Source organism: Pseudoalteromonas sp. J010 (genome assembly GCF_003934235.1).
In the GTDB taxonomy this organism is placed as follows: Bacteria; Pseudomonadota; Gammaproteobacteria; order Enterobacterales; family Alteromonadaceae; genus Pseudoalteromonas; species Pseudoalteromonas peptidolytica.
This window is the reverse complement of sequence record NZ_RDBW01000045.1, coordinates 16912-40001: the sequence shown is the minus strand read 5'-3', so window position 1 is coordinate 40001 and position 23090 is coordinate 16912. Positions and strand designations below refer to the sequence as shown.

The window sequence follows — 23090 nt, the reverse complement described above, 5'->3', positions numbered from 1 at the left end:
CTCCTGTGGATGGTCGCTATGGTAGCAAGACTAAAGAACTGAGAAGTATCTTCAGTGAATTTGGCTTGATAAAGTATCGCGTCATCGTAGAAGTTCGTTGGTTACAAGCATTAGCGAGCAGCGACGCCATCACCGAAGTACCAGCTTTCAGCGATGAAGCAAATGCACTTCTAGATAGCATTGTTGAAAACTTCAGCGAAGCAGATGCTGCACGTGTCAAAGAAATTGAACGCACCACCAACCACGACGTTAAAGCTGTAGAATACCTTCTTAAAGAAAAAGTAGCGGATAATGCCGAGCTACATGCTGTTAATGAGTTTATTCATTTTGCCTGTACCTCTGAGGACATCAACAACCTGTCACACGGTTTGATGCTTACAGAAGCCCGCGACAACGTGCTACTGCCTTATTGCGATGAGTTACTCGCTGCGATTAAAGAAAAAGCTGTAGAATACAAATCTATCCCAATGATGACTCGTACTCACGGCCAACCGGCTTCGCCATCAACCATGGGCAAAGAGTTTGCAAATGTTTATGTTCGCCTTCAGCGCCAACGCCAGCAGATCGCAAATGTACAGTTACTAGGCAAAATTAATGGTGCAGTTGGCAACTATAATGCGCATTTAAGTGCATACCCAGATTACGACTGGCATGCTCACAGTGAACGGTTTGTCTCAAGTTTAGGCCTGACGTGGAACCCGTTCACTACTCAAATCGAACCGCATGATTACATTGCTGAACTGTTTGATGCTATCGCTCGCTTCAACACCATATTAATCGACTTTGATCGTGACGTTTGGGGTTATATTGCGCTCAATCATTTCAAGCAAAAAACGATTGCAGGCGAAATTGGTTCATCAACAATGCCACACAAAGTTAACCCTATCGACTTTGAAAACTCCGAAGGTAACCTTGGCATTGCTAACGCTATTTTCGCTCACCTAGCACAAAAGCTACCTGTATCACGCTGGCAACGTGACCTGACGGACTCTACAGTATTACGTAATTTAGGCGTTGGTATGGGTTATGCGCTGATAGCCTACCAAGCAACGCTTAAAGGTGTTAGTAAGTTAGAAGTAAATGCAGAGCGTTTACTGGCAGAGCTTGATGACAACTGGGAGCTTTTAGCTGAGCCTATCCAAACAGTGATGCGTAAGTACGGTATTGAAAAACCATATGAAAAGCTAAAGGATCTTACTCGCGGTAAGCGTGTCAACCAAGAAATCATGGCTGATTTTATTGATAACCTAGCGTTACCTGATGAAGTAAAATCACAGATGAAAGAAATGACGCCAGCGAACTACATCGGTCGTGCTGAAGCGTTTATTGATGAACTAAACTAAGTGTAAAATCACTCTGTTTTAACACCAGTTCAGCACTATTTAGTCTCAAATGTAGATTTAATCCGCTGTGAATTGGTATAAGATAAGCGAAAGAGTTTGCCTCTTTCGCTTTTTTTATCTCAGGGATCCCCTCATGTATCAACTGCAAATAAATGATCTAACATTCGGCCAATTTCTTGAGCAATATTGGCAAAAAAAACCACTATTGATCAAACAAGGTTTTCAGAATTTTATCGATCCAATTGCCCCGGAAGAACTTGCCGGCCTCGCAACAGAAGACTGTATAGAGTCGCGTATCGTTACTAACCACCAAGACAAATGGGAAGCGTACCACGGTCCATTCGAACAGTTTGAGTTACTAACTGACAGTAACAGTACACTGCTTGTTCAAGCAGTTGATCATTGGCATCCACAAGCCGCGGAATTAGTAGAAGCATTTAGATTTATTCCTAATTGGCGAATAGATGATTTAATGATCAGCTATTCCACACCCGGAGGCGGCGTAGGACCGCATTTAGACCAATATGATGTCTTTATTATTCAAGGACAAGGAAAACGCCATTGGCGAGTTGGCCTTCGTGACGATAGTTTAAAACAGTTCGCTCAAAACAAAAGCCTACTTCAAGTTGAACAGTTCGATGCTGTTATAGATGCGGTACTCGAACCTGGGGATATTTTATACATACCACCAGCTTGTCCCCATGAGGGCTATGCTGTCGAAAACGCCTTAAATTACTCTGTCGGTTTTAGAGCCCCAGATCAAAAAGACTTACTTTCTAGCTTCGCGGATCACATTATTGATATGGAAGCAGGCAAGAAAAGATTCAGTGATCCTGATCTATCCCCCCGAGCATCAATAGGTGAAGTAACAGCCTCAGACAAACAGCAGATCCACACTATGCTTCACGATTTAATGAAAGACGATAAACTTTATAGTAGTTGGCTTGGAAAAACGCTAAGCGAGCCAAAGCATGAAATGGACTTAGCCCCCCTCGATCCACCACTGGAGTTACAAGATCTTGATGAAATCGCAATAGAAAACCCGATAATTTATCGCGCAGGTGGCGTGCGAGCAATTTATCAAATCTGTGAGACACATGTTTTGCTTAGCGTAAATGGTGAAAACTACACGTTGAGCCATCATTGTTTAGAGGCAATTAAACAATTGACCGATCATACGACGATAGACTTTAAGGCAATAATTCCTGCTTTAGATAGCTTGGAATTTAAACAAACGTTAACTAAACTGTTTAATGATGGGACGTACTTCGTTGAAGACAGTGATCCAGAAGAAACTGACGACGACGATAGCTGGGAGTAACGCCTGTTAGAACAAGATAGTCGCGTTCACAATAACAATAACATACTGCAAGTCTCTGCACTTACAGAGGCTTGTCTGCTCTAACTTGTCATGAACAGGGAATGCAGGTGTAATCTGTATATCGAGGGCAGTATGAGTTATAGAATTAGTCGAGTAAATTGGCAGGCCAAAAAGTTTGAGCTCAAAGCAATACGAGAGCGGGTATTTGTTTGCGAGCTTCATATCCCAAAAGACGTAGAGTTTGACCAACAAGATATTACCGCCGAGCATTTAATTATCATTGATGACCACGATGGTGCCGTCGGCACTGGGCGGTTATGTCAGGACGGTTTGCTTAGTCGGATCGCCATATTCAAATCACACCGTAACAGAGAGGCCTACTCTTCCCTTATTAGTGGGCTCGTTGATATCGCAAAAGATAAGGGGCTGGAAAATATTTATATCCAGTGCATTCTAGATGAAGTACCGGAATTCTTACAGTCTGGGTTTTCAGAGCACGGGCACGTTTTTATGGAAGCAGGCRTTCCAAGACAGCGCTTGAAATGCCCTATCCAAGCTTTAAAAACAGAGCCGTTTACTATGCTTCACTAGCCCAAAGCTCTTCTTTAGCAAATAAGTCGTATAAACCATGCGCTCGGTTAATCAATAAATTTGCAAATTGAGCTTGGGTCTTTTCTACCGGCTTAGTGGCCATAATTTCATCGGCTTTGAGCTGCCAATGAAATGAGAAAGAGCGCAGCGCATCCCTTGGTGTTGCAGCTGCTGAGGACTCAATATGATCAGTGGGTAGGTTTCCGGTAATGACCCAGTACCGCTTTCCATTTTGGCCCTTTATTTTCCAAAGTGCCACTAAAGGTTCTATATAGCGGCATTCTTTTTCTATGATACTTTCAGGCAATATTCCTTTGTCTGCAAGGTGCTTCTGCGCAGCCTGCACACAGCTACGTTGCCATTGAATAGACCGTTCACGCTGTTGCTCCGGAGTCAGCGCTTCTTGTTGTGGTTGATTTTGTTCTTCACTCATTACTTGCCCTTGTTATTCTTATTCAGTAAACCGCAAGGCTACTCTACAGTAGCTCCGGTAGATTTAATTCAAACGCGTTGTTCTACGCCTACGAAGTACCCCGATACTAAGCTTTTGCAGACACAACAGCAATGACAACTTATAAAATTAAGGCACAGATGATTATTTTCTATGCTGTAAGTTTCGAGAAAGTTTACTGGCTTACTCTAGCTGCAATGAAAAAACATGAACTTCAAGGAATATCATTATGGCTAGAAAACTACTTAACCTTGTCACCACTATGTCTATTATTTGTAGCACACAAGCATTAGCAGACGCGCCACCAGAATCACCGCAACTAAAATGGGGAATTGGTGCAGCAATTATTTCTCAAGACCAAGGCTACGTTGGCATAGGCAATGAAACTGAGTTTGTCCCAGCTGTTGCCATCCAATATGGCAACTTTAGCTTACTTGGACCAAGAGCGAATTATAAGGTCTACCAAACTGAGCAGTTTGAGATCAGCCTTTCTGCACACCTCAGGCTAGACGGCTTTGAGGCAAACGATAGTGATTACTTTATCGGTATGGAAGACAGAGACATGAGCTTCGATGCTGGTTTTGAGATGGAGTACGATACCAGTTTTGGTGAGTTTGGCTTTGAATTTATGCACGATGTCAGTAGCACACACAAAGGTTATGAAGCCAGTGTGAGTTATGGCGTGCCATTTAGATTTGAAGATGGTCGCGTCTTCCCCTACATTGCCGCAAACTTTCAAAGTGAGGATCTGGTTGATTATTACTACGGCGTTCAAGCCGCTGAAGCGCTGACCAATAGAGCCTTTTATCTTGGTGATTCAAGTACTGCTTTTGAAGTCGGCATACAAAGCGACTGGTTTTTGGGCAAGCATCATATGATTAAAGCTGACATAAGTTACACCAGCTATGGCAGCGAGATCAAAGACTCACCGCTTGTAGACGCTTCAGGCAGCGCACAAATTATTCTTGGATATGTCTATGTTTTTTAAATTCATTTTTTTGTTATTCACTACAGCCCTGCTGGGCTGTAGTGTTGAGCCAAAAGAAGAAGTGGCTGAATACATAGTAAAACCAGAGGTCTTCGAAGCTGTAGAGCTGGTTGAAACGATTCCAACTAAACGTTTTTACAGCACAATTACGGGGAGTGATGTTGTCGATGTCGCCTCACTCAGCACTGCGCGAATAAAGTCATTATCGGCTTTTGCAGGCAAACGAGTTGTCAAAGGCGAAGTGCTTGCTGCACTGTATTCGCCGACTTTGGAGACACAATTACGTGAAAAACAATCTCAACTTACGAGCGCTCAGCAAGCACAAGCGCAGGCAGAGCGGGATTTTGAACGACTCAAAAAGCTATTTGCTAAAAAGCTCGTTTCAGATTCTGTTTTAGATATTGCAAGACTTGAACTCGATCAACAAGTTCAACAAGTCCGCTCAGCGAAAGTGCTACTTGAAGAGGCAAGAAACATGTTAAATGAGCAGCAGATTGTAGCACCAAGTGATGGCATCATAACAAACAACTATGCACGTGCAGGGGATGTTGTTGATGCTGGTCAGCCCATCTTCCAGTTACAAACACTAACAACATTAAAAGCTGAGTTTCTATTGCCTGAGCAAGAATATATTGATTTAGCTATCAATCAAACCGTTACTATCTATGTGCCATCAATCAATAAAAGGTTAACGGGAAAAGTAATCGAGAAAAGCCTGCCATCAATGGCTGTAGGACGTTTATTTAAATTAACCGTGGATTTAAATCATCAAAGCCCTGAATTAGTTGGGTTACTTAGTCGCCTTGAACTTGCAATTACTCATGATCCCCTATTTCGCGTTCCAGCTTCTGCAATTCATTACGACCTGAACAAGCAAGCTTATGTTTTTGTTGCCCAGCCAGAGCTTGAACGGTTTTCTGTCAATCTACTTGGTAACGAAGGAGATAAAGTATTAGTGACCGCGCCAAGACTTGCAGGTCAAGACGTGCTAGTCACCTCCGCCGCCAAATTGGGAGTGAATTTAGCCATGCTAAGAGGCCAAGATAATGATAAAAAATAGACTGAGTTTATATGCTTCAACACGCTTAGTCCTTGGGCTATCGCTGCTTCTCGTTATTACAGGATTATTCGGTTGGTTTAATGCAAAAAGCCAAGAAGATCCTAGCTTTCCTTATCGCAATGGTTTTATTCAGATAACTATCCCGGGTCAAAGTGCTACCCAATTAAATGATAGCATCGTCAAACCACTAGAACGCAGCCTCGCCAAAATTGAGCAAATTAATACAATTCAATCTAGGATCCGCTTCGGTAATGCCACTATTGACATAGAGCTTAACGAACAAGAATATAACACTGATTTGATATGGCAGCGGATCAAAGAGGAAGTTGCGCCCTTTCGCTCAGGGCTAAATGGTGGCTCAATTCAGGTTATGGACAGAGCACAAGATACGCAGGGGATCTTACTTGTCGTTCAGACCGGGAATGGGTTGGCTATGGATCGTAAAATAGCAGTAAAAATACGAGATGAATTACGCCAGCTTGCCGTCGTGAGGGAAGCGACATTAATTGGTGACCCAGGCATTGAACTGGCTATCGGTTATTCTCAACACCGAATGTTAGCTCTGGGGCTCACACCAACAGCCATCGCACAGCAGCTAAGAGATGCCAATAAACAAAATAATCTTGGTGTACTTTCTAACAATCTCAGTAACCTTGCATTGTTGCCCATTAACCACCTCAACCAAGACGAACAAATTGTTGATCTACAGCTAACCACACCTGAAGGTGCGAAAGTGCCACTGGGTAGCATTGCAGACATCCATTACAGAGCGCAACCAACAGCAACTGAACAGTTTTGGAAAAATGGCGAACAGGTTATCGGCATCGCCCTTTCCTTACCGCCAAATCAAGTAAATATTGAAGCCGCTGGGAATACGATTAAACAAGCGGTGACTGACATCAATACACGATATGACAACACACCAGTGTCCATAGAGATTTTTCAGCCAGATTGGTCAGAGAAACGGCGTGACGGTTTAGTTAATTCGCTTATTCAAAGCTGTATTGGTATCGGTGTCATTCTTCTGCTATTTCTGTCGATAAAAAGTGCGGTCATTATAAGCCTGACCGTACCTGCTATTGTCTTATCGTCTATTGCATTATTCACCACTTTTGACGGCGTTATCCACCAGATGACCATTGCCGGTCTGGTGCTGTCACTCGGTTTAATGGTTGATAACTGTATTATTATTGCTGAACGACTAAGCCATCATAGTAATAAAGGTGTAACGGTAGCAAAAGCAATAACACGTTCGGTCATTGAGTTAAGAAAACCGCTTGCTGCCGCAACCGCCACCACGATTGCTGCTTTTATCCCAATGTTACTTGCCAAAGGCAGTGTTGCAGATTTTATCGCAACAATCCCTATATTGGTGATCATTTGCATCTCTTTGAGCTACCTTGCTGCACTAATACTCATCCCCATCTTGTTTGCTCATATTCATGTTTCAAATACTGGACTTGAAAAATGGCAGCGCCACTTCGCAGACGCTCTGTCAAAACTCGGGTATCATTTATCCGCTCTTGTACTAAAAAAGCCTGCGATAACGCTCACCCTAGCTGCAGTGCTCGTCAGCGCACTACTTTCATTGCCAAGCGCCAATGGTCAATTTTTTCCAAGCGCTAACCGTAATCAAATATATATCGATGTGCAATTACCGCTCTCTAGCCATATCGACACCACAACTCAAACCGCAAATGAGGTGGCTGATTTTGCCAGTCGCAATAAACACGTTACCGACGTCATGGTTTTTAGTGGCTTTTCAGGTCCAAGGTTTTACTATAACCTCGCACAAAAGCCTGGCGAAACTCATATTGCTCGCGTAGTGGTAACACTTACAGAGGACGTAGATCCGGTTGAATTTTCGCAATCACTAAATAGTGTGCTAATACAGCAATTTCCCGAAGTACTGGTCAAAGCCCAAGAATTAGGACAAGGGCCACCAATTGAAAGCCCAATTGAGTTAAGGCTCACAGGCAATGATCAAACTGCCCTATTCAATGCCGCAGAAGCCATGTTTTTAGAACTTCACCAGCATCCAGAAGTCGTTTCTCCATACAGAAATTATAGTTTCGGTGCGCCCGCTATCAACTTAGACATAGACCAACTCGCTTTGTCTGCTTTTGGGTTACGTCACGAAGAAATAGCTGATTATATCGCTTGGAGAAGCTCAGGGCTGCGGGTAACCACGCTTGATTATAATTTTGAACCTGTAGAGCTTGTTCTCTTTGACCCGAGCTCAACCCAAAGTAGTGTTGATATGGTAAATACACAGGTACTATTGCCCCAATATGCCACCACAGCACTTTCTGGACTGGTATCGGCAAATATTGTCAATGCACCTCCTTTTATTGAGCGACGCAATGGTGAATTTATCATGTCAATAAAGGCGGGTGTACTACCTAGCAGTGATGAAGAAAATATATTACAGACGTTACAGCCAACGCTGGAAGGTATAGCCAAACAACACCTTGTAAAGCTTAGCTTTGGCGGCGAACTAGAAGAGTCAGAAGAAGCCAATGGCGCGTTACTACAAACCCTTCCTTTTGGCATCGCACTCTTGTTTGCCGCATTGATGGTGCAGTTTAATTCTTATCGCCTAACCGCTTTGGTTATGCTAACCATACCGCTTGGTATTATTGGTGCACCGGCGATGCTCGCAATTACTGGGATCCCCTTCGGCTTTATGTCAATCTTAGGCGTACTCGCACTCATGGGAATTGTGGTAAATACTGCAATTTTATTGATCGAAAATGCGCTCAACCACTTACAACAAGGCTGTRCACTAGAAGAGGCAATTTGCTTATCGGTACAAAACCGTATTCGTCCTGTTATAGTGACCACATTAACCACAATAATCGGCATGTTGCCGTTAACATCAAGCGCCAGCCCATTATGGCCACCATTGGCTTGGGCTGTGATTGGTGGTTTGTTGACCTCAACTCTATTGAGCATGCTGGTATTACCTGTATTACTCAAGCTGATACTTGCAGGCAAGCGTTTCCAGCAAAGCCAAAACATAACACAAAAAAGGAGCTTACAAACGAATGAGAGTGCTAATTACTGAGGATAACCAGCAGCTTGCTGAATTTATTCAACAAGCTATCGCCCAAGATGGTCATGCTGCTGATATTGCCATAACCGCAGCACAAAATACGCAATTGATGCAAAGTTGGCAGTATGACGCTCTCGTTTTAGACCTTGGTTTGCCCGATAAAGACGGGTTAGAGGTCATTCGCGAGATCCGCAAACAACAAAATACGCTACCGATACTTATTCTCACAGCGCGCGGAAGTGTAGATGACCGCATTAAAGGTCTTGATTTGGGGGCTGATGATTACCTCAACAAGCCTTTTGCCATTGATGAGCTAAAAGCAAGGTTAAGAGCACTACTGCGTCGCCCAAGTAGTTACACCGCAAATCTGCTCACCCATAACAATGTGTCGCTCGATACCAAAGCAAGAAGGGTTACCGTCTGTGGTGAAAACTTAACAATGGGAAAAACTGAAGTGGCCATCTTGGAATATCTGATCCGAAATGCAGGGTTAACGGTGGGTAAAGATGCCTTATATGATGCAATATACGCCATGGGATTTGAAGTAACAGATAATGCAATTCAAGTCGCGGTTCATCGGATCCGTAAAAAATTAGAGTCATCTAATGCACAAACGACCATTAATACCCTACGTGGCATAGGATATATTTTGACATGAAACCGATTTCTTTGGCCAAAAAAATCTATCTGCATTTCTTTATTATCGGTTCCAGCGTATTTAGTTTAATTGGAATAAGTTTGTACTTATTTTCAACTAATTACGCTAACTTAGCCGTAAAAGAAAGTATGTTTGGGATGAGTGAAGATATTCAAGAGCAGCTATCATTTAACAGCAACCGTGAGCTAGTCTATCAATCTGATAATGTTGCAGAAAAGTGGGGATATGACGCTTTATATAACAATTTGGTTTTCAGGGTAACCCATGGCGAAACGAACGAGACACTGCTTCAATCGACGTCCAACATCACTAGCTCTGCGGCACTTCAAGCTTTAATAGACAACCAAGATATTCCTGTTGGCTACTCTCATTTAAAGGGCATAGACCGTTACCGTATAGAAACGGAAATAGATAACGTACCTGTTAATATCTACCTAGGTAGAAACGATCTGCTTGGTGAGCTTGCAAACGAAGCGGTTATGCCTGCACTTAGCCAAGTGTCTATCTTTATTATCATTGCCGCATTTTTTGTATTTATGCTAGTGGGATACCTTTCGATCCGCTCGATTGTTAAACCTGTAAAAAGTGTTGCGGCACAATTGGCACGAGTAAGACCCGAGCAACTTAACTTTCGCCTGAGCGAGCAAGGTTTACCCGTTGAAATTGTACCTATTGTGCATTCGCTAAACCAAGCAATTGCACGGGTCGAAACTGGGTTTGATGAACAGAAGCGTTTTGTTGCAAATGCCGCGCATGAATTAAAAACGCCGCTTGCTATTTTAAACACGAGAGTGGAGTTGGCAAAACTGGATAAAAACACCCATGCTGGCATTTTAGCTGATGTTAGCTATATGACTCGGGTGGTACAACAACTACTGGACTTATCGCGTGCCCAGAGTCTAGACGCTTATGCAAAGCAATCACTTAGTATCACCCCTCTGGCAAAAGAAGCTTGTATGATGCTGGCTCCTTTATCTGTTACGTTGAACAAACAATTAGAATTAGAGATAGACGAAAATGGTGAGATGTTTGCAGGCGATCAGTCTTCTATTCACATCATGATCAAAAATCTTATCGAGAATGCGTTACGCCATAGCGCAGAAGGTGCACTAATAAAAGTACATGCGTCAGGAAACAGTATTTCGGTGATGGACAGCGGGCCTGGAATTGACATTCAAAACTACGAAAAGATCTTTGAACGTTTTTGGCGCAAAGAGCAATCATCAATGACCGGAAGCGGCCTTGGCCTTGCCATCGTAAAAGAAGTGGTAGATTTACATCATGCCACTTTAGACGTTACCTGCAAGAACACACTTGGTGGCGCAACATTCAGTGTCACCTTCTCAACACTAAACTCGTAACTAACCTGAGGCTTAGATAAAAAACAGCTAACCCATTTTTTAATATCACATTAAATTATACCCTTATCTAGCTAGACAGTTTTGGGAATAACGCCGCTTCCGCGTCCTACTCTCGCTACGGTGCCTGCATCCTGTAAGCAAGGTGAATTTACGCAGTTAGCGCTAAAACTGGCTGCTAGAAAGGCATTAATTACTAAGATTAGGTGGTATTTTTTAACGGGCCATACAAGTATCAACCAATGTCTGATGTAAAAACTGGTTAACTTGCGTTTGCACTTCTTTATTGAAACTATAGTGCCCGCCATCCATTGCAATATGTTCAAATGGATAAGAAAATTTGGCTGTTTGTAGACTCGACTCTATATGCTGTGACATTTGATAAGATGGCCAGATCTCGTCATGTTTTGCCGACACCAGTAATATTGGTCCATTGATTTTTTCTACAGGGATCTTTGCCGCTGCAACGGCTTCTGCACTCGCCTCACTCAGTGCTTGATTAAAAGCTGGAGTAAACTCTCCTGTGATATTGCCTTTTTGCATTTTCCATGAGAGTAAGGGCGCATCAATATAATCAAGTGGTGTCCCATTTAGCGACCAACTTGAGCGAGACGAAAGTGTTTTAACTGCATTCCAGCTAACATGGCTGGGCATAACTGAAACAACATGATTAATTTCATCAAAGTGTGCGCCTAACAATAGTGCAAGTTCAGCCCCCTTGGAGAAACCATAAACTGCGACACATTTTTCATCTATCATGGGATCTTTCGTCAGCGTGATTATTCGATCAGCAATTTTATTCAGCGATAATTCTGCCGCACTGCTTGGCGTATTTTGAGTACCGTAATATCCCATTGCGGCAACAGATACACCAATGTCATTAAAACCATCAAGAAAAGGTCGCCAATGGGGAGCTGAGAGTGTATTTCCCCCTTCACTTCCCCCCAGTACAACAACCAAAGGCCGTGGTTGACCCTCTTGTATAAACTGCTTCTTCACATCGGGCTGCGCGTCATTTGAACAAGCCGCAAGTACCCCTACCAAAGACAATGGCATAATAAATTTCATCATGTTAATTCCTAACTATTTAATTGATCAGTTGTTGTTTGAGTAATTTTGCGCCGTTTCGGCTCGTGATAACTTGCTGGTTGCTACCACGTAATTTCACCAAATAACCCCCCGTGACCCAACGTTCAAACGAGGCGATGGCTTCTTGATTGATAATGGTGTCGCGGTGGACTCTTAAAAATCGCGCGGGTAATTGAGCTTGTAACTCATCCAATGAACCCTCTAACGGAAAGTGCTGATCGGCGCAATAAGCATAGGCTTGACCAAACTCAAGCTTGATGACATCAATACGGTTAGTGTCAATCAATACGATTTTCCCTGCCACTTTGCTCGGTAATTTTATGTCTACAGGTGTGCTCGCGATAGCATCTACTCTGGATAACGCTAATGACAGTCGCTCGTTATTATATGGTTTAAGTAAATAATCAACTGCACCAAGTGTGAAAGCATCAACAGCAAACTTGCTATGTGCTGTGGTAAAAATTATTGCCCCCATAAAACCCGTGGCCTTAAGTTTTAAGGCCAAAGCCATGCCATTGATACTTGGTAGGTTAATATCAACAAATRGCAAATCGATATTGCCATTGTTGCCGCTATTTAAGAATGCGATTGGATCCCTGTATGTGCCAACGACTTTATGTGTAGATACTAATGATAGCTGCATAAGCAATTTTTCTATTGCGGGTTGCTCATCTTCAATGATGACGATATTTAACATACTTGCCCGTTCCTTTTTAATCTAAAGCGTACAACGGCACCAGCGGATCTTTCTTCGTTGCTTAGTTCCAACTCTGTACTTGCTTCTAGGCGAAGTCGAGATCGGGTAATTGAGAGCCCTAAGCCGGCTTTCTCTGGCTGTGCCAAGAGTGCGCCACTAAACCCTACACCATTGTCCCTAACCTCAAAAAGTACCTCATCGCCTTCAGCTGCAATCAACACTTTGATATTCAGTGGATTTACCTTTGCATGCTTTATGGCATTTTCTAAAATAGGTTGTAGGAGCATTGCCGGCATTTCCTCGTTAATTAAGGACTCATCGACTTCAAATGTAATCGAAAGGTTTTCACCAAACCGGCAAGTTTCAATTTCAACCCATTGATTCAAGTTCACTAATTCATCGGCTATCGTTACCCTTTTTGCATCTTCTTCCGTTACCACAGAATGCTTTAATGAATAACGTAATACAGCAGCCAGGTTATGAATAAGCGTACCAGCAGTCTCGGGATGATGTTTTAAAAACGCAGAAATCGTATTGAGACTATTAAACATAAAATGTGGATTTAATTGACTGTGTAGTAGTCTGATCTCGGCGAGCTGCCGAAGTTGCTTTTCTTGTTTTAAATGACGTTGAGATAGATAAAACTTCGTCGCAACAAAAATACCCGCAGACCAAGGTAGTGCAATCGCTGCGGCTTCGAACAAGGTAAAAGTTTGCGTATTTACCAAAAGGCTTCTAAGTACACCCCACGACATGCAACCAAGCACCATAAAGCAATAAAAAATCGTATATTGCAGTGGCCAGTTAGAGAGCTTGAAGCGCTGAACACCAAGATAACTTAACACCATTGGCAGCCAGTAAAGACAAATCACGGCGAGGATCGATGACAGTAAAATATTCACCGAAAGGTGCATTCCTCTTTGCACCCAGTCAGTTAAACTAATAGCAAGGCTGATAGCCGCGATGCTCGCGAGCATCACGAACTGCTCTTTTGGCCGTAAAATAAGATCTACCATAATCAATACAAGTTGTTACCTATATTTTTATAGTACTCAACTGAAGTGAAAAAGCATGTAGATTATTGCTAAATGGTCATTTTTTAATGCTGATTGGTTGGTTGTTTAATTATTGAACGCGTTTGAGTCCCAGTCGAACCAAATTAACCCAACGCCTGAAACTTCAATCTTTACCAGTATTAAAAAACACGTCGACCATGCGAGACGAGTAATAAACAATTATGTGTAATTTTTAATAGACGCTATATAACCATAATGAGGAAATGAATCGGACCGAGTTTGCTTAAGAACAAGTTACTACCTTGATCTCAGGTTAATTTAATAACCAACCTCCATACTCAAGGCCGCCAGTGCATTGTTGTTGCGCCACTAAAGCCAACTAACCACTGAAGATAAGAAAAGTCGTCGTGGTGGGAAGCAGCAAACCCCGTTCTTAAATACAGTTGTTTTGCTTTTGGATTGTTATCAATGACATCGAGCCGTAACGTCTTGAAACCATTTTCGCGCGTGTAATTTTGCACTGCATGCAGCAAAGCCGTGCCGATCCCCTTACCTCTCGCTTGCTTGGATACCGCAATTCCGTCCATTACCAACTCATGTTGTGCAGGTGCTCTATCAAATAAAGAAAAAATAGCAGCCGCTTTTATTGCGCCGAAAAAGCCAAGCTCCTCTTTTAACACAGCAAAGTCTATATTTGAGGTAAAACCTTTTTTCGCGTCTTGAAAGCCTGCGATACCCAGCAAGTTTTCACCTTCAAAAGCCCCAAAAGCGTACTCTGTCACAAAGCTCTTGGCGATGATTGCAACCAGTTTATCCCTGTCTGCAACAGCTGCCTTGAACTTGCGACCAAACGCTTCAATATATAGCTCTGCCGCCGCCTGCACATGTCTACTATGCCACCCTCTTACTATTTTTAATTCCATACTTTTTATTCATGCGTTACAAAGCTTTATATTAAATTTAAAACATTAAAGTTGATAAGTTTAAGTTTGTAAAAAATAGTATAATGCAGTTTATAAGCCATTACATTCAGAGCACGGTTTTACGCCCTAGCATCATCATTCAATGGTCTGAGCTTAGCAGTGAGTGTACGCCACACTTTCTCTAGCGGGCCTTGGGTAAAGAAACGTCCGTATATCATATTTAGCCCAATTTGGCACAACACCATCAGGATCCACAGGACTAATAGCTCACTACGACTATAAGTATTATAAAAGTCAAAGCCATAGAATATGATCACCAGTACAATTGATTGCAGAATATAGTTACTCAGCGCAAATCTTCCGACTAAATTTATTGGCGTGAGCCACCGCAGCTTGTAGAGGAAACGATTATAAAGCAAAGATAAAACAACAATGTAAACTAGCGCCTGAAGCTCTCTATTTAACACCACCAACATTTGCTTTAAATAGGATAGTATTGGTATATGAGGGTGTAATAACCAGTAAAAATAGCGTTGCTGAGAGGCATATATTGACACTATCACTAACCCAATAAAGGCAGCGACCACGAGCGGGCTTAGCTTTTTGGCGCTAAAGAATCCACTTTGAAACAACAGCGCTCCTATCAACATCATCATCAATGTTGACCAAAAGATGCTGGAATAAAATAGCTTACCTTTATGAACTTGCGGTGTACTAAAATTATCAAGCCAATGCGCTTGCAGTGTTGGCTGGTGTTCAAGTTCACTATGCCTTGGGAGCTTTTGTTGGACTCTATTTTCCCAACGCGAAATACTTCTATGCTGCTTGCTTGAACGCTGCGCCTTTTCAACGCTTTTTGCTACTACATATGCTTGATACTGTGCGTTAGTTCGCTCAGCTTTGGCATAACCAAAAAGCAATATAAAGCTAATACAAACGACAATACTGACTTTTATCACCGCTGAGCCAAGCAAAATTATCATTAACGCCACAATACCAATCACAGCATAGTGATAAAGGATATCTCCACTCCAAATAAAATAAGCATGCGTACAGCCAATAATAAACAATACCAGTAATCGTGAGGCGCTGAGTGTTATTGCAGATCCTAGCGGCTGCTTTTGAATTATCATTGTCAACCCAACACCAAACAAGGCAGCCAATAAACCATAAAACTTACCTTGAGCAACAAAGTAGACCCAATACCGCACCTTACTGTCAAGTTCCGTCATAAAGCCATACTGATAGCTGCCCCAAGGGTTTGGATAAGCAAAGCTTTCTATATTTATCAGTAAAATGCACAGAATAGCTACGCCACGAAGAAAGTCTAAACTATTGATCCTTGTCGTCACTTTATTATTCACCGACTTGTACCTGCTCAACATTATCTATTTGACTAGCAATACGAGCGTCATTGCCATTAAGCGGGTCGGAAACCTGCGCCACATATGCAATAAAGTGCTTAAGCTGTTTACCTTCCAACTTGATATATTTCGGCTGTTTGAGAGTAAGCGGATTAATTGCCTTGCCGTCTTTGTGCACCTCATAATGTAAGTGACGTGCTTGTGAAAGACCGGTATTTCCCAAGTAGCCAATCACCTCACCTTGCTTTACTTTAGCTCCGGCTTTAATCCCTTTGGCAAACCCTTTTAAGTGAGCATAAAGCGTTTGATAACCGTTACCATGTGCCAAAATAATACGATTGCCAAAGCTTCCTCCCCAGTTGGCCTTGATCACCTCTCCTGATCCAGCTGCCATAATAGGCGTGCCAATCGGCGCGCCAAAATCTATGCCTTTGTGCATACGTGTATAGCCAAGCACGGGATGGTGACGTTTACCAAAACTGGAAGATAGCCTTGCTCCATTGAGTGGTGTCTTCATCAAAAAGCTCTGTGCGAGCCTGCCGTCTTCATGGTAAAAAGCAGACATTCCTGACTCATCAGAAAATTGATAAAGTCGATATTCTTCTTTTCCTGATAGCAGCGCAACATGCTGTAGCTGCGTGGCTACGTCGCTTTTCTCTGCAAGCCTAGAGGTCGATAGCAACGATTTTTGCTGATAGACAAAGTCTATCTGATCACCTGCATATATTTCTCGCTGGAAATCAACCAGATGTGACAGCGCAATAATACCCTGATTGATAATATCGTGAGGGATCCCTGCTTTGCTTGCATCAACAAAAAAGCTGGATTCAACCACTGTTGAGAGTCGTTTGGTACGCGTAACGGTTTCAAGATTCTCAAGTGATGCCTGCCACCCATCTTTAGCTCTTTTTATCTCTATTAGCTTTGCAAAATCGAGCTCAAAACGAATAAGTTCAACCTCGCCCTCGCGCAATGCAACTTCAATTGCCTGTCCAGCCTTGAGCTTGGTTAAAGAGGTCCAAGTCGCGACTGACTGTTCAACTAGCCAACTATCTCGGTCACTAAATGCGAATGGCGCAAGCAAAGTAGTTAAGCTCTCACCTGACTTGAGCTTGAGAAGCAACCACTGCTTGTCATTTTTGTTGTCGTTCGTCACTTCTGATGAGGTAGAGCTTAAATTGGGGAGGTGTAGCTCACCGGCGCTAGTTGTAACGGTAGGAACTGCTACTGTTTTACTAGACTGCACTGACAGGCTTTCATTTGATGAATTAGGTTGCTTTGAGCAGCCGGATACCGCCAACAGAATGATGGCTAATAAGTATTTTTTTAGCATATTAAATTTCCAACCGCTTTAGGGGATCAATACGAGTATTCTGATGAAGTATTTCCAAATGTAAGTGCGGTCCGGTTACTCTGCCAGTTTCACCAATAGTGCCTATCATTTCACCTTTTAACACCTTTTCACCTACCGCTACGTCTATACTATCTAAATGCGCATATAAACTTTGATAACCGTTATCGTGCTGGATCAATACAACTTTTCCATAATTCTTCGCCAGCGTGGTATTGTCAGCAACCGTTACAATACCGCCTGCAACCGTCATCACTGAGTCGCCAGTACTTCCTGCAAAATCAACACCTTTATGTGCTTTATTGTGACGAAAGCTAGAAATATGACCAAAGTGTGATGTTATCATTGGATTTTCTACCGGCCATTGCCACGTTGTGCTGTTTGATATTGTTACTCTCGCCCATTGCAGGTTGCCATAGGCCAATACAAAACAAGACAAGATAAAGAGAGCGAACAAAGGCCAATTATTAGGCTTGCGCTGAGGTTTTAAAATAACGGTAAAACGCTTTTTATAATCATCAAGCGTGAGTGAATTTGATGCAAAGCTGGCGGCAATATCTACTGGCGTCTGCATCTTTACACGCTTTAGCGAGTTAATCAAAGCCCGGCTGTATACCAGCGGTTCAATCTGATACCGAGCAATCGTCAACTCATCACATCGATATTCCATCGCTCGAATAAAGCTTTGCTCCATCTTGGCAATAAATGGATTAAACCACGCTATCACACAGCACAAGCGCCACACCATAACCGCAATATGATCGCCTTTATTGACGTGTGTTAGCTCATGAAATATCAACGCTTCTTGTTCATCCTTAGGTAAATCTTCAAACTCCATTGGTAAATATATCTTTGGTTTTAACAAGCCAAACACAAACGGTGAGCAGGTGATTGGTAACTGATACAACGCTTGGGGATAAGACTCAACTCTTGATGCGCTGAGACAAAGGCATTTGATACGTCTGTACTGTGTGAGCAGCACCCCTAAATGGAAAATCAGCCCCACACAATATACAATCGCTAAAGTCGTGAATAATACTTCTAACCAAGGCAGTGTGACTCGTACGTTTCTTGTCATTGCAATTAACGGCTCGGCATATTGTTGTAAATTGTCATGTAGTAGCACTGACGGTATCGCTTCTTGTTGCTCAAGAAATTCAATAGGCAAAAAAGGTACAAACGTGACGGCAAGCAAGCCCCACCATAGCCTCTTACTCTGGAAATAATATGCACAAAGAGATACCCCCACCACATAACTTAATCCAGTTAAGGCGACCCAAAACAATACAGAAAGTAATATTAATTCCATTTCTGAAGCCTACTCTGGATCGCGCTTGTCATTATTTGCCAATGAATTTAGCATCGCTTCCAATTCGTCGAGCTCATCTGCTTCAATTAGGTTGCTGTCAGAAAACATAGCAACAGGAAGTGGCGCGTCAAGCTCCATCACTTGCTTTGCAAATTCTTGCGCATACAAAGCAAGCGTTGGTACTTTAGCTAAGGTTGCGGTGTAAATTTTTTTGTTACCTTGTTTTTGCTCCGCAAGGTAGCCCTTCTCACACATTCTTTCCAGTGTCTTTCTTGTCGATGAATAGCTCCAGTTTAGCTTTGACTCTATTTCAGCATGAATTTCCTTGCCGGTTCTTGGTGCTTGACGCCATAAAATCTTCAAAATTACCAACTCGGTAGCATTTGGTTTCATACTCCCCTCCTATGTAGTGCGACATTTGTCACAGAATACCAAAACAGTAAGTGCGACACAAGTCGCACTTACTGTTTTGGTATTCTGTATTTATTATTTTTATGAGTAAAAGCAGGTGTAATTCATTGATAGAGCTTCACAAATGAAAAACCCCGAGCTTTGAACTCGGGGTTTAAGTTGGATAATGACTTATCTCTACAAATAGGTGTGATTATTTCTAGTCACACACTTTTGCTGAATAATGACATTTTATTTACGCAAAGAAACTGAGCTTTTGCGACGAAGTAATGCAAATGGTAATGCCAATAGCGATAACCAACCAAGAGAGCCCGAAGAACTCGATGGCGCTTCAACTGGCTTATCAACCACAGCCGGCGGGGTTGGCTCAGCCACATCAGCAACATTAATTGTCACTTTAGTCGGCGCTAGCATAAGTGTACTCTCACCAGCCGCTTTTGCCGTGTACGTGAAACTATCAACGCCAAAGAAGTCTGCCTCAGGCTTGTAAACTACTTTACCTTCTTTGATTTCGACGGTGCCATTTGCAGGAGCATCAACAACTGCAAGTGTTGCTGGGTCAAAGCCGCCTTCAGGGTTAGCGAAAGACACACTTTGCACTGCACGTTGATTTTCACCGCCTCGAGCAGTCAAGGTAACAGGGATAAGATCAATGTGCTGAGCATTATCGTTAGCTAAGACATCAATGGCTTCAGATGTTGTGTCTTCGTCCATTTCAACCATATCTGCAACACCAGCTTTAATCTGTGCATTGTCCGCAAGTTTAACCTTTATACCAAGGTTTACAGAGCCACCATTTGCATAATCATACGCAATCAGTTGTCCTGCCGCTGGCGCTGTACCTTCACCATTGTAGTATGTTTGTAGGCCAACTAACCCATTCGAGTTTTCAATACCAACGGTCGCTTTACTTGGCATTTTTGGCACTTTAACGTAGTTAAAGAAGTGTTCCTCATCACCATTTAGACGGATCCACGATTGGAATGTAAACTTATCGCCAGAGTTATCTTGATATAACTGTGCATCAGCCCACTCAGTAACAAAGTAAGTTGTTACATTATCTGCATCATCGGTAAAGGATAATAATGCAACGTACACTGCTCCGCCTTCGGTTTCACTTGGGCCTTGCAGATCAAAGTCAGCCCAAAGTGGTGCAATTAAGCCATTCTGGCCATTTGCTGATGGGATAGCTTCGTTTGTGCCTGTGCCACTTGCAGAGCCGTCGCCTGCAACGATAAGACCGTTAGTTGTTACAGTAATATAGTTATACTCTTTGCCTGCTAACTTAAATGTATAACCATCGCCGATTGCGCCTAAGTTAAATTTGAAATCAGCATCATCACATGTATCTTCACACCCAGGGCGATACTCATCTCGAGCTTTAAGATCGATTGCCAAACCATTTTGAATTGCGCTGCTAATTGATGCCTTACCTAGGCTACCTGTCCATGCGATATGACGAGTAGGCATATCTGCACCAGCTAAAATTTGACTACCGTTTTGCACATCGACGGTAAAGCTATCTTCAACTAATTCAAGAGAGCTAGGTAATACTGAGTTGATTGCAACTTGACCTTCAATAGTCTCGTTCATGTAACCAACATTTACGTCAAATGCAGCTGTGTTTGACGCTCCAGAAGTCGAAACTGCCAGACCAGGTAGTGACGTCGACGCTGCAAATGCAGCTAATGGAACATGACCAACGCGCTCACCAGCTTCATTGTAAGCTTCTAGTCGACCGAACTGCCATGCTTCAAATTCAGCACCTGTAATATTCAGTGTGATTGACGTGGCTTTTGCGTCGCCCTCTTCACCATAAGCTGCAAGCTCTACTGATGAGTTGATATCACCCACTGTGACACCGTCTCCAATCGCGACACCTTTAAAGTGCAGTTTCATGGCTTCGTCAGTCATATTACGAACCGTAACACTGTAATCACAGCTATCAACACACAGCGTTTCTGATAAGCCCATTTCAGAGAAAGTAACTTTGGCATCGAATGCCTTATCAAGATCTACACGTCCTGCACCCACATCAAAGCCATCAGCAGGTGTTACTTCATCTTCTTTTTTCAAGCCGTCTGTTACACTGGTATTCGTCAGTGCAGACTTAATTTCTTGAGGCGTCCACTGCGGGTATTGCTGCTTCAATAGTGCGGCAGCACCTGCAATATGAGGGCCCGCCATAGATGTGCCAGAAAGTTCTGCAAAGCTTGCCATTCCGTCTACATCCAAGTGAGCTGACAAGATGTTAGTACCTGGAGCCGCCACATTTGGCTTAAAGATGGACGGATCGCCATTTGGCCCTCTTGAAGATGACTCACGCATCGAGTCGCGCGCTGCTTCACTGATTGCGGTACGATTGACGCCATCAACAGCTAGTTGACCAGCAAAACCCTCAGCTGAGATTGCAGTAATAATGGCTTCACCATCATCTTGACTGACCATAAACGCAGGGGTTGCCTCGCCTGCTGTGTCCATAATAAATGGAGTACCTACGCGGTTATTATATATTAACACCGCTTTAGCGCCGGCATCCGTTGCATTTTTTACTTTAACTGAGAAGTTACATCCACCGCGAGAAACCACCGCGAAAGCGTCGGTAAAAGACCCAGCAGGGAAAGGTTCACAGCCTTCAACGTTGTCAGGCGAGACAGTTTTAGCTGCGACTGGCTTTGCCGAGATAGCCGTGTTATGCGGCGTATCTGAACTGCTTACATGTAAGATATTCTCACCACCATCCAATGCCATACCAGTGGTGAAGATACGACCATGATTGGTGTTAGCTACTGACAATACTGACGCTAAGTTTGCTGGGCCACCGATAGTATTAGCACCGGCACCGCCATTACCCGCTGAAACAACAGCGACCACGCCCGCTTCTTGGATATTTTCAAATACTTCTGCATACGCACTGTTCGTTGGGTCAGAGCCATAGCCACCACCCCAAGAGTTGTTGATCACGTCTGCGCCATCTTCAAGCGCATGCTCTAGCGCCTCGATCAACATGATGTTCGAGCCGCCACCTTCGTATAAGGCTTTGTAACTCATTAAATACGCGCCAGGTGCAACACCACTTAGCTCTAAGTTATAACCGTCATAATCTGCTGTTACTGCCGAGCCTACTGCAGTGCCTGCTACGTGCGTGCCATGGCCGTCTTTATCTAGCGGGCTAAATGTTTGAAAATCAGGTTGTGAAAATGTAGGTGTTGAATAACGAGCAACAATCAGCTTGTTATTACAAAATGATGAATCTACAGTTCGACAGTAGTCATCTGATGGCAATGCACCTGTTGGTGCTTCCATACCAGCATCATCAAACATTGGGTTAGTCGGCACAATACCAGAGTCGATAACTGCAACTCGAATCCCCTTACCTACGCTACGGTCTCCACCAAGCTTCTCCCACACTACAGGGGCATTGATAAGAGAGAGTGAAGCGTCCATTTGCGCCTGGTAGCGCTCTTCTTTAAACACTCGCGTGACGCCAGGTAACGCCTGTAGTTGCTCGTAAATGTCTTTGTCTGACTTCACCACAACAGCATTCATTGTCGCATCAAAATGGCGGTCTACTTTTGCGCCTGGTATTGATTGAGCGAGCTTATTTGCAAATACATTACGCTCTTTTGCAAGCACTTGTCTTTGTGATTTCACGGCCTGAGACTGCATCATAAGACCGTTGCCATTGCGCTCAGCGTCAACCGCACCTTGCGTCTTGACTAACGCGTTACTTTCTAGGCGAACAATATAGTAATGTTTGCTCAATGCTTTAAGGGGGTTTGTTGGTTTAGCGTGATTGCTTTGTGTATGCTCGAACCCATTGATCCCATTCGGAATTTCTGTATTTAGGTTGACGCTCGCTTGTACACTTGTCATCGCCAACGCGCCACATACGGACGCCGCAACCATTGACAGTTTTATTTTATTTGACATTTTTTCCCCTGATTTTTTCTTATGGTAATATCGTTGCAATGAATGCAAAGGAGAAATCAATATAATGTAAATCTTAAACAGTTATCAACTGTTCAACCCTCAACTATTTTACATTCACTGTTGACAAATACAAAACAAGTCATAACTTATTATTATGTAAGGAAAAGTAGTG

18 protein-coding genes are annotated in these 23090 nt (G+C 43.0%); 8 read left to right on the top strand and 10 right to left on the bottom strand.

The features are described from left to right. The 3 genes from purB to EAG18_RS20050 form a co-directional block, all read left to right on the top strand. Window positions 1-1343: adenylosuccinate lyase (purB, locus tag EAG18_RS20060; RefSeq protein WP_125254132.1), on the top strand; the 1343-nt coding region annotated here is incomplete at its 5' end. Window positions 1344-1476: 133 nt separating this feature from the next. After that, on the top strand, window positions 1477-2664 hold the full coding sequence (locus tag EAG18_RS20055) for a cupin domain-containing protein (protein WP_125254131.1): 1188 nt from the start codon (window positions 1477-1479) through the stop codon (window positions 2662-2664). Between the two features lie 132 nt (window positions 2665-2796). Continuing rightward, a complete protein-coding gene (locus EAG18_RS20050; protein WP_125254130.1) occupies window positions 2797-3255 on the top strand; it encodes a GNAT family N-acyltransferase in 459 nt (152 codons plus the stop codon). On the opposite strand, the gene EAG18_RS20045 is transcribed toward EAG18_RS20050, so the two are convergent. Continuing rightward, window positions 3242-3688: a DUF4826 family protein gene (locus EAG18_RS20045; RefSeq protein ID WP_125254129.1), complete on the bottom strand. Its 447-nt coding sequence runs from the start codon at window positions 3686-3688 to the stop codon at window positions 3242-3244. The two genes, EAG18_RS20050 and EAG18_RS20045, sit on opposite strands and share 14 nt — an antisense overlap. A 247-nt stretch (window positions 3689-3935) precedes the next feature. Here EAG18_RS20045 and EAG18_RS20040 point away from each other — a divergent pair, with 247 nt between their 5' ends. From EAG18_RS20040 to EAG18_RS20020, 5 genes are read left to right on the top strand one after another with little or no spacing between them, the layout of a single operon-like run. Beyond that, window positions 3936-4694, top strand: a complete 759-nt coding sequence (locus tag EAG18_RS20040) for a MipA/OmpV family protein (RefSeq protein ID WP_125254128.1) — start codon at window positions 3936-3938, stop codon at window positions 4692-4694. Continuing rightward, window positions 4684-5754 (top strand): efflux RND transporter periplasmic adaptor subunit, encoded by a 1071-nt coding sequence (locus tag EAG18_RS20035; RefSeq protein WP_185745637.1) that lies wholly within the window; start codon window positions 4684-4686, stop codon window positions 5752-5754. The genes EAG18_RS20040 and EAG18_RS20035 overlap by 11 nt, the downstream gene beginning before the upstream one ends. After that, window positions 5741-8821: an efflux RND transporter permease subunit gene (locus EAG18_RS20030; protein WP_125254126.1), complete on the top strand. Its 3081-nt coding sequence runs from the start codon at window positions 5741-5743 to the stop codon at window positions 8819-8821. The genes EAG18_RS20035 and EAG18_RS20030 overlap by 14 nt, the downstream gene beginning before the upstream one ends. After that, on the top strand, window positions 8802-9467 hold the full coding sequence (locus EAG18_RS20025) for a response regulator (RefSeq protein WP_125254125.1): 666 nt from the start codon (window positions 8802-8804) through the stop codon (window positions 9465-9467). The genes EAG18_RS20030 and EAG18_RS20025 overlap by 20 nt, the downstream gene beginning before the upstream one ends. After that, a complete protein-coding gene (locus tag EAG18_RS20020) occupies window positions 9464-10828 on the top strand; it encodes an ATP-binding protein (RefSeq protein ID WP_125254124.1) in 1365 nt (454 codons plus the stop codon). The genes EAG18_RS20025 and EAG18_RS20020 overlap by 4 nt, the downstream gene beginning before the upstream one ends. Before the next feature lie 213 nt (window positions 10829-11041). Here the strand turns inward: EAG18_RS20020 and EAG18_RS20015 are convergent, their stop codons facing one another. The 9 genes from EAG18_RS20015 to EAG18_RS19975 all read right to left on the bottom strand — a co-directional run bounded on the left by EAG18_RS20015 (window position 11042) and on the right by EAG18_RS19975 (window position 22918). Then, window positions 11042-11896, bottom strand: coding sequence for an acyl-CoA thioester hydrolase/BAAT C-terminal domain-containing protein (locus EAG18_RS20015; protein WP_275557351.1), 855 nt, complete (start codon window positions 11894-11896; stop codon window positions 11042-11044). Between the two features lie 16 nt (window positions 11897-11912). Next, entirely contained in the window at window positions 11913-12611 is a 699-nt protein-coding gene (locus EAG18_RS20010; protein WP_125254123.1) for a LytTR family DNA-binding domain-containing protein, read from the bottom strand. Further along, on the bottom strand, window positions 12605-13627 hold the full coding sequence (locus EAG18_RS20005) for a histidine kinase (RefSeq protein WP_125254122.1): 1023 nt from the start codon (window positions 13625-13627) through the stop codon (window positions 12605-12607). The genes EAG18_RS20010 and EAG18_RS20005 overlap by 7 nt, the downstream gene beginning before the upstream one ends. 338 nt (window positions 13628-13965) lie before the next feature. After that, the gene (locus EAG18_RS20000) at window positions 13966-14550 is read right to left on the bottom strand and encodes a GNAT family N-acetyltransferase (RefSeq protein WP_125254121.1); all 585 of its coding nucleotides are present in this window, start codon (window positions 14548-14550) and stop codon (window positions 13966-13968) included. 119 nt (window positions 14551-14669) lie between these two features. Beyond that, window positions 14670-15914, bottom strand: coding sequence for a DUF418 domain-containing protein (locus EAG18_RS19995; protein WP_275557350.1), 1245 nt, complete (start codon window positions 15912-15914; stop codon window positions 14670-14672). After that, window positions 15907-17247 (bottom strand): peptidoglycan DD-metalloendopeptidase family protein, encoded by a 1341-nt coding sequence (locus EAG18_RS19990; protein ID WP_125254119.1) that lies wholly within the window; start codon window positions 17245-17247, stop codon window positions 15907-15909. The genes EAG18_RS19995 and EAG18_RS19990 overlap by 8 nt, the downstream gene beginning before the upstream one ends. 1 nt (window position 17248) lies before the next feature. Then, window positions 17249-18574 carry a M23/M56 family metallopeptidase gene (locus EAG18_RS19985; protein WP_125254118.1) on the bottom strand — a complete coding sequence of 442 codons (1326 nt, stop codon included), beginning with the start codon at window positions 18572-18574 and terminating at the stop codon, window positions 17249-17251. 9 nt (window positions 18575-18583) lie between these two features. Then, a complete protein-coding gene (locus EAG18_RS19980) occupies window positions 18584-18967 on the bottom strand; it encodes a BlaI/MecI/CopY family transcriptional regulator (RefSeq protein WP_125254117.1) in 384 nt (127 codons plus the stop codon). A 249-nt stretch (window positions 18968-19216) separates the two neighbouring features. Further along, window positions 19217-22918 (bottom strand): S8 family serine peptidase, encoded by a 3702-nt coding sequence (locus tag EAG18_RS19975; RefSeq protein WP_125254116.1) that lies wholly within the window; start codon window positions 22916-22918, stop codon window positions 19217-19219. Window positions 22919-23090: the final 172 nt, after the last annotated feature.